Here is a 14,873-nt window from a genome sequence, read left to right on the forward strand (position 1 = left end):
AATGAATTTCAACAGCGGTCAAGATCGGACTTCCAGCCATGGCGCCGCTGAAACGGTGGGCGTTGCTGTTGTGAATACGTGGAGATCCATGCAAGCTTTGCAGCTTGTTGCGAGCCTTTTCATCTGGCTCGGCCTGATCGCCTCTGCCCCGGCGCAGGACAAGGCGGCCATTCGCATTGCCGTTGAGGGCGCCTATCCGCCCTTCAACTATCTTGATCAGAATAACGAATTACAGGGCTTCGAAGTCGATCTGGCAAAGGCCTTGTGCGAAGTCATGCAGGCCAAATGCACCCTGGTGACCCATGAATGGGAAGGCATCTTTCGAGGCCTTCTCAATCGCGAATACGATGCGATCATGTCATCCGTGGAAATTACGGACCGACGCGAGAAGCGATTTGCGTTCTCCCTGCCCTATTACAGGATCCCCATGGCCTTCATTGGTGGGAAGGCTCTCGACGTGAAAGGGGTCACACCGCAGGCTCTCGCCGGAAGGTCTATCGGCGTCACCGATAGGAGCGAGGCCTCCGCCTATCTCGAACAGCAATACAAGTCGTCTTTGATCAAACCCTATGTGAAACTCGAGGAGGCCAACCTGGACCTCCTGACGGAGAGGCTCGATCTCGTCTTCGGCGACAAGATCGGCCTGTCTAAGTTTCTTGAAACACGCGAGGGCGCTTGCTGCCGCTTCATTGCGGATGTGCCGCAAAATCCGCCCTACCCCTACGATACCTACGCCATCGGGCTGCGCAAGGACGATGGCCAGCTCAAGGAACAGTTCGACAGCGCGATCCGGCACGTGATCGCGGACGGGACTTACGATCGCATTCGCGAGAAGTATTTTTCCTTCGACATTAAGTAGGCGCAGCATCGCGACGTTTGACGCTCAAGCTCCATCTCCATAAAACGACGTTCACAGCAATGCGGAGATGAACGATGGCGAAGGTCGCTTTCCTGGGTTTGGGCGTCATGGGCTACCCCATGGCCAGGCATCTGCGCAGCAAAGGGCATGACCTGACCGTTTACAACCGCACCTTCGTGAAGGCGGAGAAGTGGTTGTCGGAGAACGGCGGCAAGGCCGCGAAGACGCCGAAGGAAGCGGCAGAAGGTCAGGATTTCGTTTTCGCCTGTGTCGGCAATGACGACGATCTTCGTCAGGTCACGATCGGCGAGAACGGCGCATTTCACGGCCTGCGTTCCGGTACGATCTTCATCGACAACACCACCGCCTCGGCGGAAGTCGCCAAGGAACTTTCCGAGGTGGCGAAAGCCAGCGGAGCGTTCTTCATCGACGCGCCAGTCTCCGGCGGCCAGGCGGGAGCCGAAAACGGCGTGCTGACGGTGATGTGCGGCGGCGATGAGAAGGCCTATGCCGAGGCGGAGCCGGTAATCATGAGCTTTGCCCGCGCCTGTCGCCTGATGGGACCTTCAGGGTCCGGGCAGCTCACCAAGATGATCAATCAGATCTGTATCGCCGGGCTCGTTCAGGGCCTCGCAGAAGGCATCCATTTCGGCAAGAAAGCCGGTCTCGACATCGAAGCGGTCATCGATGTGATTTCGAAAGGCGCAGCCGGTTCGTGGCAGATGGAAAATCGCGGCAAGACCATGAACCAGGGCAAGTTCGATTTCGGCTTTGCCGTGGACTGGATGCGTAAGGATCTGGCGATCTGCCTCGCCGAGGCGCGCAAGAACGGTGCGAGCCTGCCGGCGACTGCGCTTATCGACCAGTTCTATGCCGATGTGCAGGCCATGGGCGGCCGCCGCTGGGACACGTCGAGCCTGATTGCGCGGCTTGAGAAGTGACGCGCGTCCTCAGCGACGCGTGATCGTCAGATACAGGATGAAGCCGCCGATCCCGACGGCTAAGAGAATCAACGCGATGTCGCGCGCCTGCCCGGTCAGCGCAGCATCACGATACATCTGCGATAGACGCTCGCTCTGCTGTGGGTCGGAGGACATGTAGAGCCCGATCACGACCAGCAGCGTCACGAGACCGATGATGAGATAGTTCATGCGCATGATGCCGTCCCCGTTCTATAGCCTGATCATGCTCTAACGCCCCTCGAAACGCGGATCGCGCTTCTGGCGGAAGGCCGTCACGCCCTCGATGAAGTCGTGACTAAAGCCTGCCGCTCTCTGGAGGCGCGCTTCAAGTTCCAACTGCGCCGTGAGATCGTTCGACAGACTTTCCTGTATCGCCTGCTTGGTCAGACGGAAGGCAAGTCCCGGCCCCTTGGCGAGCGATGCTGCAAAATTCGCGACCTCGTCAGTGAAGGTAGCGTCATCGAAAACTTTGTAGACGAGGCCCATGCGAAACGCTTCCTCGGCCTGAACGGGCTCGGCGCTCAGCATGAGAGCGAGCGCTCTCTTCGGCCCCACGAGGCGCGGCAGGATCCATGTACCGCCGGCATCAGGCACGAGCGCGATCTTCGCGAAAGCTTCCTGCAGATAGGCGGAGCGCGCGGCAACGACGATGTCGCAAGCGAGCGCGATATTCATGGAAGCGCCGACGGCCGGACCGTTCAAAGCGGCAACGGTGACTTTGGGAAAGCCAGACAGAGTACGGATCAGAGGGTTGTAGTCCCGTTCCAAAGGCGGCCCGAGATCAATCCGCCCGGCTGCGTCACGTGGCAGGTCTTCCGTCAGATCCTGGCCGGATGAGAACGCCCTTCCCTCGCCTGTGAGAACAGCCACACGCACCGCATCGTCACGCTCGCATAGCCCGAGCACGTCACGCAGTTCCGCATGCATCGTCGCGTTGAGGGCGTTCAGTTTGTCGGGGCGGGCAAGCGAAATAGTAGCAACCGCCCCGACGACGGTATAGCGCAGCGTGGTCAGGCTCATGCTTTGAACTCCTCATCGGAGCAGAACATAGCGCGGTCCCAAGCTTAGGCGAAACAGCCCCCTATCGCTCGTTCTGGCGCCGCCAGTCCTGCGGGCGCTCGAATTCGCCTGCCCATAAGCCGGCGCCGTTCAGACGCGCCCGTGTTTCCTGAAAGCGGTAGTCGCCATAGGACACGGCAAACCCGTCGCCGACGAGACGAGCGCCGATATCATCTCCGTCGACCGTGCAGGCGGCCAGCACCCGCTGATAGCGGTCCCGACCAGCGGAGTGGCACTGAACGATGCGATCCGAAATCAAGGCGGCGAGGGCCGTACGTGCATCCTCGCCGCAGCGATAGATCTTTCCTTGCCGCCGGCAGAGCTGATGCAGTTCCGGCGCATCGATCCCTTTGAGCCGGATCGCCTTGCCCTGCATGTGAAGCGTGTCACCATCGACGACGTAGGCGCTGCCCTCGATCTCTCGTTCACTCGGCTCGAAAACCGCATGAGCGAGCGCCGCCAGACCTAGCGCCAGGAGGAGTCCAAACACGGCGCGAAGATTGCCGCCGCGAGGTGCCCCCTCGCGATAGGCGCTGCGCCTCATTCCGTTGGGAGCTTCTTGGACACGCCCGCCTGATCGAACGTCGCCATGTCGCGATGCGTCATGACAGCGGCCTTCACAAGCCCGGCAGCAAGCGCAGCCCCGCTACCCTCGCCAAGACGCATGCCGAGCGCGAGGAGCGGGATTTTCCCAAGCCGCTCCAGGACATCACGATGCGCACCTTCCGCCGAAAGGTGACCGGCTACGCAATGGTCCAGCGTCGAGGGATGAATCGCGTGAAGCACGGCGGCGGCCGCAGTGGCTACATAGCCATCAAGGATGACGGGAATTCGTTGCAGGCGAGCAGCCAGAATCGCCCCCGCAATGGCAGCAACTTCGCGCCCACCCAGGCGGCTCAAAATTTGGAGCGGGTCCTTCAGATGCGCGGCGTGGTGCTCAAGAGCCGCTTCGACAGCGGCGACCTTGCGCTTCAGGCCCTCCTCATCGACACCCGTACCGCGCCCGACCCAATGTTCTGCCGGGCCGCCATAGAGCGCAGCGTAGATCGCGGCAGCGACCGTCGTGTTGCCGATACCCATTTCGCCGACAGCAAGAAGATCAGTGCCGCCCGCAATCGCCTCCATACCGAAAGCCATGGTAGCGACGCAGGCCTTCTCGTCCATGGCCGCATCGGTCGTGATGTCCTTCGTCGGCATGTCGAGCGCGAGGTCGAACACCTTGAAACCGAGGCCGTAGGCCGCGCAGATCTGGTTAATGGCAGCGCCGCCCGCGGCGAAGTTTTCCAGCATCTGCCGGTTGACTTCGGACGGATAAGCCGACACTCCGCGAGCGACGACCCCATGGCTTCCGGCAAAAACGCAGACCAGCGGCCGGTCGACGGAGGGCTGAGGCTTCCCCTGCCAGGCGGCAAGCCATTCCGCGAGCCACTCAAGTCTTCCCAAGCTCCCGGCGGGCTTGGTCAATTGACGGTCTCGTGCGCGGACGGCCTCGACGGCGGCTTCATCCGGGCCGGGCATGGTAACGATCAGACGGCGAATGTCGTCGAAAGGCGAGGAAGCGGTATCAGTCATGATAAGGTCCGGCGGCAAGAGCGTGAGGGGATGGCGTTGCGCGACCTATAGCGGCGGTTCGGCACGGGGTGAAGTATGTTGAGCGACGAGCAGGCGAAGGCGAGCGTTTCCTTGAACGCATGGCAGTCCGGATTGTCCGATCTCGCGGCATGTGTGCGATTCTACTCGCGCCTTCCGGTCCCGAAGCTTCCTTGGGAAATTGATCCTCACGCCGCTCCCGATATCAACGGGATGGCCCGTGTCGTACCCTTGGGTGGTCTTATCATCGCGCTGATTCCAGCCCTGGTCCTTGCCTGCGCTCTTTTGCTTAATCTGGAACCCTGGGTCTCAGCCGCTCTGTCCGTCACGGCGATGACAATTCTCACCGGCGCTTTTCATGAGGACGGTCTCGCCGACATGGCCGACAGTTTTGGTGGAACGACGCGGGAGCGGCGACTCGAAATCATGAAGGACAGCCGCCTCGGCTCGTTCGGCGCGTCCGCGCTGATTCTCGGGTTGGTTCTGCGTATCGGCCTTCTGGCGACGCTTGCCACGCGCCTGGATCCCTTACCCGTTGCCCTCGTGACGATTGCAAGCGCGACGCTCTCGCGCACCACCGGGCTCACGCCACTGGTATTCTTGGCCCCTGCCCGCCTCGACGGCGCATCGCATACTGTCGGACAACCCTCACGCGATTCTTTCTGGCTTGCAGCGATCCTCGCGGCTTTCGTCGTGATCGCTTTAGGATGGTTCGGGGATTTCGGGCGTCTCGGCATCGGTCTGATGCTTCTCGGCGCGGCCCTCGCCGGCCTCACCGTGACGCGGATTTCAGCGCGTCATCTCAACGGCCAGACGGGCGACATCGCAGGTGCGACCCAACAGGTCGCCGAGATCGCGGCGATGCTTGGGCTCTTGATCGCCACGCATCCGTGACGACATGAGACGCACATGACACTCGCTTCCAGCCCCTGCATCCGCGTCTGCCTTATCGATCCAGAAACGGGTCTGTGCGAAGGCTGCGGCCGCACGCGCGAAGAAATAGGCACTTGGTATCGTATGACGGAAGAGGAGCGGCTGGCGATCATGGCCATCCTGCCCGAGCGCATGCGCGCAGCCTTTGCCCAGCAATACGGCGAGACCGATCAGAAGCTCAGCCGAGAAGGCTGAAGGCGAAGCGAGCGCTGATCAGAAGCAGGAAGATGCCGAAGGCAAGTTCGAGGCGGCGCTTCGACAACCGGTGAGCCAATCGAGCGCCGATGGGGGCCATCCAGACGCTGGTCGGGATGAAAAGCAGGAAGCCGAGCAGGGAAATATAGCCGATGGCGAAGGGAGGCTGGAGGGCCGCCACTGTCGGAAACTCGGCCGCGCGCGGCCATCCGGCATAAATGTAGCCGAGGGCGCCGGGAATGGAGATCAATATGCCGAGGCCCGAGGATGTGGCGACCGCCTGATGGATCGGCCGGTTGTAGAACGTCATGAACATGTTGGAAAGCATGCCGCCGCCGATACCCATGAGAGCGGAGAGCACACCGATCACCCAGCCATAGATCGTCATGATGGCTTTAGAGGGCATCTCCGTCCCGAACCGCCACGTATCCTTGCCGAACAGCAACCGGATAGCGGCAACGCCCGCGACCAGCACGAAGACGAGTTTGAACAGATCGGCCGGAGCATAGCGCGCCACGAAGCTTCCCATGGCGACCCCGACGACAACGGGAATGGCCCACACGCGCAAGATCGTCATGTCCACTGCGCCCTTGGCCTGATGGGTGCGGAATGAGCGGATCGAGGTTGGGATGATGATGGCGAGCGACGTGCCGACACAAAGCGGCATGCGAACTTCATCCGGCACGCCGAGGATGCGGAACAGTTCATAGAGAACCGGTACCGCGACGGCCCCTCCCCCCACGCCGAACACACCTGCCAGAAGCCCGGTGACAGCGCCGCCGGCCAGAAGGGCTGCGGCCAGCCAAGCCAATTCCATGGGAGAAATGCCGAACATGCGTGGGGAATTCCGTCAGATCGAAGGGACTTGATCTGTGGAGCGAATTCCGCACCGGAGCAAGCGCCCGTGCGTTGAAGGCCCCAGCTTTTCCTTAAGCCGCATCCTCAAACGCGGCGCCGCTGCGCGAAACATGCGCGACAGCATCCCGCAAGGTCTGCAGACCGGCGCCGGACTTGGTCGCCTCGGTCGCCAGATGGCGGCGGAAGGCCCTTGCGCCGTGGCGTCCCGTGAAGAGCCCGAGGATATGACGGGTCATGGAATGCAAGCGCACGCCCTCGGCCAACCGAGCCGCGACATAGGGCTCGAAAGCCTTAATGGCCTCGAACCCGTCCGCGACGGGCCTTTCGCCACCGAAGATTTCCTCGTCCACCGACAGGAGCAGTTCGGGCTCGTGATAAGCGGCACGCCCAACCATGACGCCATCCACATGCGCGAGATGAGCCTTGGCCTCGGCGATGGTACGAATGCCGCCATTGATCGCAATCGGCAGGTCTGGCCTCGCCTGTTTCAGACGGTAGACACGCTCATAATCCAGAGGCGGAATGTCCCGGTTCTCCTTCGGCGATAGGCCTTGAAGCCAGGCTTTGCGGGCATGAACCGTGAGTTCGTCGCACCCGGCAGCCACGACGCTGTCGGTCAGGTTGTTCAGCGCCTCTTCCGTGTCCTGATCGTCCACGCCGATCCGGCATTTCACCGTAACGGGAAGACTCACCACAGCCTTCATGACGGAGACGCATTCGCCCACGAGGCCCGGTTCGCGCATCAGGCAAGCGCCGAAACGGCCGTCCTGCACCCGGTCGGAGGGGCAACCGACATTGAGGTTGATCTCGTCATAGCCGAAATCGGCGCAGATCCGCGCGGCTTCAGCCAATTCCCGCGGGTTCGAACCGCCAAGCTGGACTGCGATAGGATGCTCCGAACTGTCGAAGCCGAGCAGACGCTCGCGCGGGCCGTGAATGACGGCCCCGGTCGTCACCATCTCAGTATAAAGCTGCGTCCGGCGCGTCATGAGACGATGGAAAAACCGGCAATGCCGATCAGTCCAGTCCATCATCGGCGCGACAGAAATTTTACTAATAATATCAGCCACTTAACTATCTCAGTCGGTCCTATACACTGTCTCTTTACTCGATCTCGCGCAGTAATTTCAAATACTTAACGAACCATCCGTCGCGAAAGCCCACGCTTGGTACTGCATTGCAGTACCGTAGCTATTCACGCAGTACCGTGGCAGTAAGGTTATTGTCAGCCCTAGCAGACCACGGATTTAGGGGCCGCACCGACATTGACCCTCAATCGGCGGGACCTGATTTTATGATCGAGCAAACCCACCCACATCTTTCAGAGTTTCTAGCCTTCCTCAAGGAGCTGAACAAGGAGACCGAACGTGGTGCTGCACTGGCTGCAGCAGCTATGATTGATGATCTACTAGGAAAGGCTCTGCAGGCTTTCTTGATCGAGAATAAGGGAGCCCAAGCATTGCTCTCTGGCTTTAACGCTCCGCTTGGCACATTTTCGTCGAAGATTGCAGCAGCATACGCTTTAGGAGTTATCTCCGAACGTGAGTACCGAGAGTGCGAACTCATTCGCAAAATTCGGAATGAATTTGCTCATAAAGTACAGATCTCATTCGAGTCTCAAGCCTTGGCAGATATGTGTCGAGCACTAAGCTTTAGCGCTCCTGATTATGGTGATGTCGTCGTTGGTATCAGAGGGAAGTTCACCTCTGCCGCCGTCGCCTTAATTTTGAATTTAACTAACCGACCACACTACGTAGGCTTGAAGCGCCTGACACATCAGGCATGGCCCTACTGAGCTGTCACTGCATTCTTTAGGCAGCAGTACTGCAAACGGTACTGCATGGCCTTGGCAACCACACCTTAAGCGCTGAAAAAACAAAGCTTTTTCTCTTCACGTGGCTCCGTCCATCATGGGCGCTACGGTGAAGCGGGAAGCTCTCATAATTCTTTAGATATCTTTGTCGTGAAACTTCCATAGACGGATGCCCTCGGGGCAGTCGTCGGCTCCTATACAACAAAAGGGCGCGAAAGATCAGCTTTTCTGAAAAGCGAGATGAACACCGAGACCGGCTATCATCGCGCCGCCAGTGCGCTGCATGAGGCGCTGTGCTTGGCTTGAGCGCCGCAGCCTCGTGATCACCGCGCCTGCCAGTACCACACAGACGACGTCCGCAAAGGAAAACATCAGGTTCACGATGGTCCCTAGAAAGACGAACTGGATCCAGATGGGAAGCGTGGCTGATGCGTCGATGAATTGCGGCAAGAATGCCAGAAAGAAAATCGCCGTCTTGGGATTGAGAACCTCGACCGTAACGCTCTCGAAAAAGGCGCGTCGGCCGGATTTCGGTTCGATCCCCGGGATAGTCACATCGCCTTGCGCTTTGGCGCGGAACATCGAGACGCCCAACCAAATCAAATAGGCCGCGCCGGCCAATTTCACCGCCATGTAGAGCATGGGCACAGCGTGGAAGAGAACCGACAAGCCCGCTGCTGCGGCGATGACGTGTACATAACCGCCAAGGTGGATACCGAGCGAAGCCATCAGACCGGACGACCGGCCGCGAGCCAAGGTCTGAGCCGCAGCATAAAGCATGGCCGGACCCGGGATGAAGGCGAAGAGCGCCGTGGTCGCAAGAAACGCGAGAAACAACTCGGTTGACGGCATGATTTCGCTCTTTCGGGATTCTCGATTTGTTGCGGGCGAATATCCCAAGTGGGCGTGAGCTCTGCAAGGACTTTGACGTAGGATGAAGGATGCTCTTCGGCCCGCCAAACTGCCGCAGAAATGCGGCCCTTGACCTTACAATGATGGGAACCCTTATTTAAGAGCAATGACCTTTTTCTGGAGATGGCGATGAATATCGGTGAGGCTGCGACCGCTTCGGGCGTTTCCGCCAAGATGATCCGCTACTACGAGCAGATCGGGCTGATCAAGGCCGCAGCGCGGACCGAGTCCGGGTATCGGGTCTATTCCGATAACGATATCAATACGCTGCTTTTCATCCGGCGGTCGCGGGATCTCGGCTTTTCAGTCGAGAAGATCGGCGAGTTACTCACGCTCTGGCATGATCGCAGCCGGGCGAGTGCGGTTGTGAAACAGATCGCTCTCGATCACGTGGATGCTCTCGAGCGCAAGATGCGGGAATTGCAGGGCATGGCCGACACGCTTCGTCATCTGGCCCAAAACTGCCACGGCGACGGACGACCCGATTGTCCGATTATCGAAGAATTGGCGCATACCGAGCCTGACGCGAGCTGCCATACGCATTCCACCCGCCAGGCTGCGCTACACAACTTCCGCAAACACGGCTGAGTGATACCCCTTTTCCCGGCCATTGCGGGCCGCGTTCATCAGGTAAGCGCGGCGCTCTTCGCCCCAAGAACTGTCAGCGCATCGCGTGGATCGAGATTCACCTGCACGCCGCGCTGGCCGCCGTTGATAAAGACGCGCTCATGCGCGAAGGCTCCTCCATCGACCAGGGTCGGCACGCGCTTCTTTTGGCCGAAGGGGCTTATGCCACCCACGTGGTAGCCAGTGATGCGCTCCGCGTCCGCGGGCTTCATCATCTGCGCGGATTTCCCGCCGAACGCCGCCGCGAGTTTCTTCAGGTTGACCTCGCAATCCGACGGCACGATCACGCAGGCGGGCTTGCCGTCCACCTCCACCATCAAGGTCTTGAGAACGCTTGAAGGGTCGGCACCCAAAGCCTCTGCCGCCTGCAAGCCGATGCGCTCGGCATTAGGATCGTAATCGTACGTCGCGACGGTGAAGGAGATACCGGCCTGTTGCAGAGCAAGCGTCGCGCGTGTCGTCTTGGACATGGAAAGCAATCCGCTCGGGGCTGGGAACCTGCCTGTCGTCAAGAACCGGCCGAAAACTCAGTGCCCATGCTTGTGGTCATGATGACCGCAGCCGCAACCCTTGCCGTGCTCGTGATGATGGTCGTGGTGTTCATGGGCGTGGGAATGGTCGTGACCATGGGCATGATCGTGGTGATGATGCTCATGGCCGTGATGATGATGACCGTGGCCGTGGTCGTGTCCGCAATCGTGGATGCTGCGCTCGGGCTGGAACGGGCGCTCGACGGCGGTCGCCGTGCAGCCTTGCCCGCGCACCAATTCGGCCACCGCCGGATCGTTCTCGACATAAACCGCATCCGCTGTGACTTCAGCCAGGGCGTGACGGCCGCCGAGGTGCCAGGCGAGGCGCGTGAGCCGCAAGGGGTTCTCAGCCTTGACTTCCAGGAGCGGCTGCGCCGCTGCCTTCACCTGGACGAGGCGCCCATCGTCAAGCCGGAAAGCGTCGCCGTCGTTGAGAACCGTGTCCATTTCGAGATCGGCGACGAAGGCCGTGCCTTTCTCACCCGTCAGATGCGCATGACGCTGACTGCGCGCCGCGTAATCCAGTGCGACCTGATCGACGACACGGTCGGATTTCACGGCGGGCTTGCGAACGACGATGACAGCGCGGGACATGAGATTTCTCGAAAGGTTCGGATGCGGAGGATAAGCAGGCTCTAGATTCTTTGATGTCGCATGATCCGGGCGAACAACCGGTTCCCACTTGTTCTGATCATGCTTTGATGTCGCATGATCCGGGCGAACAACCGGTTCCCACTTGTTCTGATCATGCTCTAATATTCTACCTTGTCGGCCTTGGCCATCCAGGCGGCGAAGACGGCCTTGGCGTCCTTGTTGGGCGTATGCTGTGTCGGGATGGCTCGCTCTGCGAGGGATTTCGAGATCTCGTCATAGATCAGCTTATCGTCGAAGCCGATGGCGGCGGCCTCTTCGCGGGAATTGGCGAAGACAATGCGGGAAATGCGCGCCCAATAGGCCGAGGCGAGGCACATGGGGCATGGCTCGCAGCTGGCGTAAAGTGTCGCACCTTCCAGGGAGAAATCGCCGATGTCCTTACAGGCCTTTCGAATGGCGACGACTTCAGCATGCGCGGTCGGGTCATTGGAAGAGGTGACCTCGTTCCACCCCTCGCCGATCACCTTGCCGTCTCGCACGATCACCGCGCCGAAAGGCCCGCCCGCACCTTCTTCCATATGCAGGCGCGACAGCTCGACGGCACGCGCCATGTAGATCTGGTCATTTGTATCGATGTTGCTCATGGCCCCACTCATACCCTCTGGCCGCGAAAGAGGCGAGAGGAGTCATAAAGCGCCCACACGCTCGGCCACCTGAAGGAGTTGGGCTGTGATGGAGGCAGCGATGGTGGCCGGTTCCTTGCCGTGAACCCCCGAAATACCCACGGGACAGACAAGTTCTCCGATGCGCTCTTGCGGAATGGCGATATCGCGAAAATGGCGCTCGAAGCGGGCGCGTTTCGTCTCGCTGCCGATCAAGCCGACATAAGGGAACGAGCGCCGCAGGGCCGCCGCCGTGATGTCGAGATCGAGCGCGTGATCGTGTGTCATCACGAGAATGAAGGCGGCATCGGTGGCAGCATCAATCTCGACGGTCGGGTCGGGAGATATGACGGCCGTGACATTGGCCGGGATATGGGTTGGGAACGCGCCCTCGCGATTGTCGATCCACCGGACCGCGAAAGGAAGCGGCGCCAGCGCCAGCACGAGCGCGCGCGCCACGTGGCCTGCACCAAACAACAAAAGAGGAATGCGCGCCTCGCCATGAGTCTCGCGCCAAACTCCTTCGAGCGATACGCCGGTTTTCGGCACGATTTGGCGGACCACCCGTTCTTGCGCGAAACGACATTCGACCTCGAAGACACCCGCTTGTTCCGCGGCGCTCAAAGTCTGCAGCGTCTGCAGATCGTCGCGGGCGAAAATCTCGATCAGCATTTTGACCATGCCGCCGCAACATTGGCCGAGAGCAGGCCCCAAAGCCTGATCGACGGTTCGCGCGACGGGATTGCCCTGAGCCAGCATGTCCTGCGCAATCGCCATCATGCGCCATTCGAGATGGCCGCCGCCGACGCTGCCGGAAAACGCGCCGTCGGCGCGCACGATCATGCGTGCGCCAACCTCTCGCGGCGTCGACCCTTTCGCTTCGTGCACGCTGACAAGCGCCGCTGAACCGGATTCGGCGACAATCTCCGTCAAGCGTTGCCACACCTTCACGCCATCGGCCTCCCACGAACAGCTTCGCAAGCTCTCAAAATAGCCTCGGGTGTGGCGGGAGCGTGGAGCGGCACGGGCTTTGACGGATCGAGCGCATGCACCGCATCCGTCAGCGCGCAGAAGACGCTGTTCGCCAGCATCACCGGCGGCTCACCCACCGCCTTGGAGCGATAGATGGTCTCCTCCCGGTTCGCATTCGGGAAAAGCGCCACACGGAAATCCTCCGGCACGTCGGAGGCTACCGGAATCTTGTAGGTGGACGGAGCGTGCGTCAGCAAACGCCCCTCCTTGTCGAAGACAAGCTCCTCCGTCGTCAGCCAGCCCATGCCCTGCACGAAGCCGCCTTCGATCTGGCCGATATCGATGGCCGGGTTCAGCGACTTGCCGGCATCGTTGAGAATATCGACTCGCGTTACCCGGTTCTCGCCCGTCAACGTATCGACGATAACCTCCGCACAGGCCGCGCCATAGGCGAAATAGAAGAACGGGCGGCCTTGCGCCTTCTCGCGGTCCCAGTGAATCTTGGGCGTTTTGTAGTGCCCTGCCTCCGACAAAGCGACGCGGCCAGCCACGCACTTCTTCGCCATTTCGGGAAACGACAGACTGTCGTTGCCGATGAAGACCCGGTCGTCGCGAAACTCCACCTGATCTTCCGACACACCATAGGTCTGCGCCGCGAACGCCGTCATGCGCGTCTTGATCGCAGCGGCGGCGATGCGCGCGGCCATACCGTTGAGGTCCGATCCGGCCGAAGCCGCCGTAGGCGACGTGTTCGGAATCTTTGCCGTTGTCGTCGCGGTAATGCGCACGCGATCCATGGCGATGCCGAATTCTTCGGCCACCACCTGCGCGATCTTGATGTAGAGCCCCTGCCCCATCTCGGTACCGCCGTGGTTCAGATGCACCGAACCATCCTGATAGACATGCACGAGCGCGCCCGCCTGATTGAGCTGGGTCAGCGTGAAACTGATGCCGAACTTCACCGGCGTCAGCGCAATGCCGCGTTTCAGGATCGGCGATCTCGCATTGAACGCGGCGATGTCCTGGCGACGCGCGCGATAGTCACTCGTGCGCTCGAGCATCCGTACCAGATCGATGAGCGTATCCGTCTCCTCCACCTCCATGCCGAACGGCGTGAGATTGTGATTGGGCGAATAGAAATTGGCGTAGCGTACATCGAGCGGATCGCGCCCTGTCGCCCAGGCGATGCGATCCATCACCTGCTCGATGACGAGCATCCCTTGCGGCCCGCCGAAGCCGCGAAAGGCGGTGTTCGAGACGGTGTTTGTCTTCAATCGGCGCGAACCCACATGCACCACCGGTAGCCAATAGGCGTTGTCGGAATGGAACATGGTGCGATCCACCACGCCGCCGGAGAGATCCGCCGAATAGCCGCAACGTGCGAGATGATCGACCGCATAGCCGTGGATGCGGCCTTCGCCATCGAAGCCGACAGACCAGTCACTGCGGAAATCGTGACGTTTGCCGGTGAGAACGAAATCGTCATCGCGGTCGAGGCGTAATTTGCACGGCCTGCCTGTGACGCGGGCGGCGAGCGCTGCGGTGACGGCCCATTGCGTCGCCTGACTTTCCTTGCCGCCGAAACCGCCGCCCATGCGGCGCGTCTCACAGGTGACATAGGCATCGGGAATGCCGAGCACACGCGACACCACGTGCTGCACTTCTGTCGGATGCTGCGTGGAGGAGTAGACGAAGATATCGCCGTCCTCTCCCGGCAACGCCATGGCGATTTGGCCTTCGAGGTAGAAGTGCTCCTGACCGCCGATGCGGAATTGTCCGGCGAGTTGTTGCGGGGCTTGCGTGATAGCGGCCTTCGCATCGCCGCGTCCGAAAGCGTAATCGGGAAGAACGGTCTCGTCGCGTTCAAGCGCGTCTTCGACCGTGATGCTCGGACGCTCTTCTGCGATCTCGACACGCGCGAGCTTCGCGGCGCGGCGCGCGATATCGCGTTCCGTCGCGACGACGGCAAAGAGAGCCTGCCCGACGAAACTGACTTCGATGTCTGCAAAAAGAGGATCGTCGGCGAGGGTGGGCGCGATGTCGTTCTTGCCTGGAATGTCCTTGGTCGTCAGCACAGCGACGACGCCGGGGACAGAACGAACCGCCGAGAGATCGAGAGAAACGATACGCCCGCGCGCCTTCGGCGATTGGCCGAGTGCGATGTGAAGCGTTCCTTCCGGCTCGCGAATATCGTCGATGTATTGAGCGGTGCCTTGAACGTGCTTCGAGGCAGAATCATGCGGCAAAGATTGGCGAACATGGCGGAGGCTTTCAGCCTCGGAGGATTTCACGGGTGCGTTCATGACC

The 14,873-nt window shown here is 60.6% G+C and carries 18 protein-coding genes; 6 read left to right on the forward strand and 12 right to left on the reverse strand.

Annotation, left to right across the window (positions count from 1 at the left end):
* Nucleotides 1–88 precede the first annotated feature (88 nt).
* Nucleotides 89–859 carry a transporter substrate-binding domain-containing protein gene (locus tag AB4072_RS01685; RefSeq protein WP_441965168.1) on the forward strand — a complete coding sequence of 257 codons (771 nt, stop codon included), beginning with the start codon at nt 89–91 and terminating at the stop codon, nt 857–859.
* Nucleotides 860–933: 74 nt separating this feature from the next.
* Nucleotides 934–1,800, forward strand: a complete 867-nt coding sequence (locus AB4072_RS01690) for an NAD(P)-dependent oxidoreductase (RefSeq protein WP_441965169.1) — start codon at nt 934–936, stop codon at nt 1,798–1,800.
* Nucleotides 1,801–1,809: 9 nt separating this feature from the next.
* On the opposite strand, the gene AB4072_RS01695 is transcribed toward AB4072_RS01690, so the two are convergent.
* The 4 genes from AB4072_RS01695 to cobT all read right to left on the reverse strand — a co-directional run bounded on the left by AB4072_RS01695 (nt 1,810) and on the right by cobT (nt 4,452).
* The gene (locus AB4072_RS01695; RefSeq protein WP_441965170.1) at nt 1,810–2,016 is read right to left on the reverse strand and encodes a hypothetical protein; all 207 of its coding nucleotides are present in this window, start codon (nt 2,014–2,016) and stop codon (nt 1,810–1,812) included.
* A 33-nt stretch (nt 2,017–2,049) separates the two neighbouring features.
* Complete coding sequence (locus tag AB4072_RS01700; RefSeq protein ID WP_441965171.1) at nt 2,050–2,841, reverse strand: enoyl-CoA hydratase-related protein; 792 nt, start codon at nt 2,839–2,841, stop codon at nt 2,050–2,052.
* Between the two features lie 61 nt (nt 2,842–2,902).
* Nucleotides 2,903–3,424, reverse strand: a complete 522-nt coding sequence (locus AB4072_RS01705) for a thermonuclease family protein (protein WP_441965172.1) — start codon at nt 3,422–3,424, stop codon at nt 2,903–2,905.
* A complete protein-coding gene (gene cobT / locus AB4072_RS01710; RefSeq protein ID WP_441965173.1) occupies nt 3,421–4,452 on the reverse strand; it encodes a nicotinate-nucleotide--dimethylbenzimidazole phosphoribosyltransferase in 1,032 nt (343 codons plus the stop codon). The genes AB4072_RS01705 and cobT overlap by 4 nt, the downstream gene beginning before the upstream one ends.
* Nucleotides 4,453–4,527: 75 nt before the next feature.
* Here cobT and cobS point away from each other — a divergent pair, with 75 nt between their 5' ends.
* Together cobS and AB4072_RS01720 are read left to right on the forward strand one after the other, a co-directional pair.
* Complete coding sequence (cobS, locus tag AB4072_RS01715) at nt 4,528–5,364, forward strand: adenosylcobinamide-GDP ribazoletransferase (protein WP_441965174.1); 837 nt, start codon at nt 4,528–4,530, stop codon at nt 5,362–5,364.
* Nucleotides 5,365–5,379: 15 nt separating this feature from the next.
* Complete coding sequence (locus tag AB4072_RS01720; RefSeq protein ID WP_441965175.1) at nt 5,380–5,598, forward strand: DUF1289 domain-containing protein; 219 nt, start codon at nt 5,380–5,382, stop codon at nt 5,596–5,598.
* Here the strand turns inward: AB4072_RS01720 and AB4072_RS01725 are convergent.
* Together AB4072_RS01725 and dusA are read right to left on the reverse strand one after the other, a co-directional pair.
* Nucleotides 5,582–6,433: a sulfite exporter TauE/SafE family protein gene (locus AB4072_RS01725; protein WP_441965176.1), complete on the reverse strand. Its 852-nt coding sequence runs from the start codon at nt 6,431–6,433 to the stop codon at nt 5,582–5,584. The genes AB4072_RS01720 and AB4072_RS01725 overlap by 17 nt on opposite strands.
* Before the next feature lie 94 nt (nt 6,434–6,527).
* Nucleotides 6,528–7,526 (reverse strand): tRNA dihydrouridine(20/20a) synthase DusA, encoded by a 999-nt coding sequence (gene dusA / locus AB4072_RS01730; protein WP_441965177.1) that lies wholly within the window; start codon nt 7,524–7,526, stop codon nt 6,528–6,530.
* A 224-nt stretch (nt 7,527–7,750) separates the two neighbouring features.
* Here dusA and AB4072_RS01735 point away from each other — a divergent pair, with 224 nt between their 5' ends.
* Nucleotides 7,751–8,251: a transcriptional regulator gene (locus tag AB4072_RS01735; protein ID WP_441965178.1), complete on the forward strand. Its 501-nt coding sequence runs from the start codon at nt 7,751–7,753 to the stop codon at nt 8,249–8,251.
* Nucleotides 8,252–8,488: 237 nt separating this feature from the next.
* Here AB4072_RS01735 and AB4072_RS01740 read toward each other — a convergent pair whose 3' ends face one another.
* The gene (locus tag AB4072_RS01740; protein WP_441965179.1) at nt 8,489–9,121 is read right to left on the reverse strand and encodes a LysE family translocator; all 633 of its coding nucleotides are present in this window, start codon (nt 9,119–9,121) and stop codon (nt 8,489–8,491) included.
* 189 nt (nt 9,122–9,310) lie between these two features.
* Here AB4072_RS01740 and cueR point away from each other — a divergent pair, with 189 nt between their 5' ends.
* Nucleotides 9,311–9,769, forward strand: a complete 459-nt coding sequence (gene cueR / locus AB4072_RS01745) for a Cu(I)-responsive transcriptional regulator (RefSeq protein ID WP_441965180.1) — start codon at nt 9,311–9,313, stop codon at nt 9,767–9,769.
* Nucleotides 9,770–9,807: 38 nt separating this feature from the next.
* Here cueR and ybaK read toward each other — a convergent pair whose 3' ends face one another.
* From ybaK to xdhB, 5 genes are all read right to left on the reverse strand, one after another.
* Entirely contained in the window at nt 9,808–10,278 is a 471-nt protein-coding gene (gene ybaK / locus AB4072_RS01750; RefSeq protein ID WP_441965181.1) for a Cys-tRNA(Pro) deacylase, read from the reverse strand.
* A 57-nt stretch (nt 10,279–10,335) separates the two neighbouring features.
* Nucleotides 10,336–10,932, reverse strand: coding sequence for an urease accessory protein UreE (locus AB4072_RS01755; RefSeq protein WP_441965182.1), 597 nt, complete (start codon nt 10,930–10,932; stop codon nt 10,336–10,338).
* A 158-nt stretch (nt 10,933–11,090) separates the two neighbouring features.
* On the reverse strand, nt 11,091–11,576 hold the full coding sequence (locus tag AB4072_RS01760; protein ID WP_441965183.1) for a nucleoside deaminase: 486 nt from the start codon (nt 11,574–11,576) through the stop codon (nt 11,091–11,093).
* A 42-nt stretch (nt 11,577–11,618) separates the two neighbouring features.
* On the reverse strand, nt 11,619–12,527 hold the full coding sequence (gene xdhC / locus AB4072_RS01765) for a xanthine dehydrogenase accessory protein XdhC (RefSeq protein ID WP_441965184.1): 909 nt from the start codon (nt 12,525–12,527) through the stop codon (nt 11,619–11,621).
* Nucleotides 12,528–12,541: 14 nt separating this feature from the next.
* Nucleotides 12,542–14,869, reverse strand: coding sequence for a xanthine dehydrogenase molybdopterin binding subunit (gene xdhB, locus AB4072_RS01770; RefSeq protein WP_441965185.1), 2,328 nt, complete (start codon nt 14,867–14,869; stop codon nt 12,542–12,544).
* Between the last annotated feature and the right edge of the window lie 4 nt (nt 14,870–14,873).

The sequence above is a fragment of the Microvirga sp. 2MCAF38 genome (assembly GCF_052115485.1).
Taxonomy (GTDB): Bacteria; Pseudomonadota; Alphaproteobacteria; order Rhizobiales; family Beijerinckiaceae; genus Microvirga.

Excerpts from the sequence above, each read along its gene's own strand:
- cueR (WP_441965180.1), top strand. The coding sequence starts at position 9,311 with ATGAATATCGGTGAGGCTGCGACCGCTTCGGGCGTTTCCGCCAAGATG.
- AB4072_RS01705 (WP_441965172.1), bottom strand. The coding sequence starts at position 3,424 with ATGAGGCGCAGCGCCTATCGCGAGGGGGCACCTCGCGGCGGCAATCTT.
- xdhB (WP_441965185.1), bottom strand. The coding sequence starts at position 14,869 with ATGAACGCACCCGTGAAATCCTCCGAGGCTGAAAGCCTCCGCCATGTT.
- AB4072_RS01720 (WP_441965175.1), top strand. The coding sequence starts at position 5,380 with ATGACACTCGCTTCCAGCCCCTGCATCCGCGTCTGCCTTATCGATCCA.
- AB4072_RS01735 (WP_441965178.1), top strand. The coding sequence starts at position 7,751 with ATGATCGAGCAAACCCACCCACATCTTTCAGAGTTTCTAGCCTTCCTC.
- ybaK (WP_441965181.1), bottom strand. The coding sequence starts at position 10,278 with ATGTCCAAGACGACACGCGCGACGCTTGCTCTGCAACAGGCCGGTATC.
- AB4072_RS01695 (WP_441965170.1), bottom strand. The coding sequence starts at position 2,016 with ATGCGCATGAACTATCTCATCATCGGTCTCGTGACGCTGCTGGTCGTG.
- cobS (WP_441965174.1), top strand. The coding sequence starts at position 4,528 with ATGTTGAGCGACGAGCAGGCGAAGGCGAGCGTTTCCTTGAACGCATGG.
- AB4072_RS01725 (WP_441965176.1), bottom strand. The coding sequence starts at position 6,433 with ATGTTCGGCATTTCTCCCATGGAATTGGCTTGGCTGGCCGCAGCCCTT.
- AB4072_RS01690 (WP_441965169.1), top strand. The coding sequence starts at position 934 with ATGGCGAAGGTCGCTTTCCTGGGTTTGGGCGTCATGGGCTACCCCATG.
- AB4072_RS01760 (WP_441965183.1), bottom strand. The coding sequence starts at position 11,576 with ATGAGCAACATCGATACAAATGACCAGATCTACATGGCGCGTGCCGTC.
- AB4072_RS01685 (WP_441965168.1), top strand. The coding sequence starts at position 89 with ATGCAAGCTTTGCAGCTTGTTGCGAGCCTTTTCATCTGGCTCGGCCTG.
- AB4072_RS01700 (WP_441965171.1), bottom strand. The coding sequence starts at position 2,841 with ATGAGCCTGACCACGCTGCGCTATACCGTCGTCGGGGCGGTTGCTACT.
- AB4072_RS01740 (WP_441965179.1), bottom strand. The coding sequence starts at position 9,121 with ATGCCGTCAACCGAGTTGTTTCTCGCGTTTCTTGCGACCACGGCGCTC.
- AB4072_RS01755 (WP_441965182.1), bottom strand. The coding sequence starts at position 10,932 with ATGTCCCGCGCTGTCATCGTCGTTCGCAAGCCCGCCGTGAAATCCGAC.
- cobT (WP_441965173.1), bottom strand. The coding sequence starts at position 4,452 with ATGACTGATACCGCTTCCTCGCCTTTCGACGACATTCGCCGTCTGATC.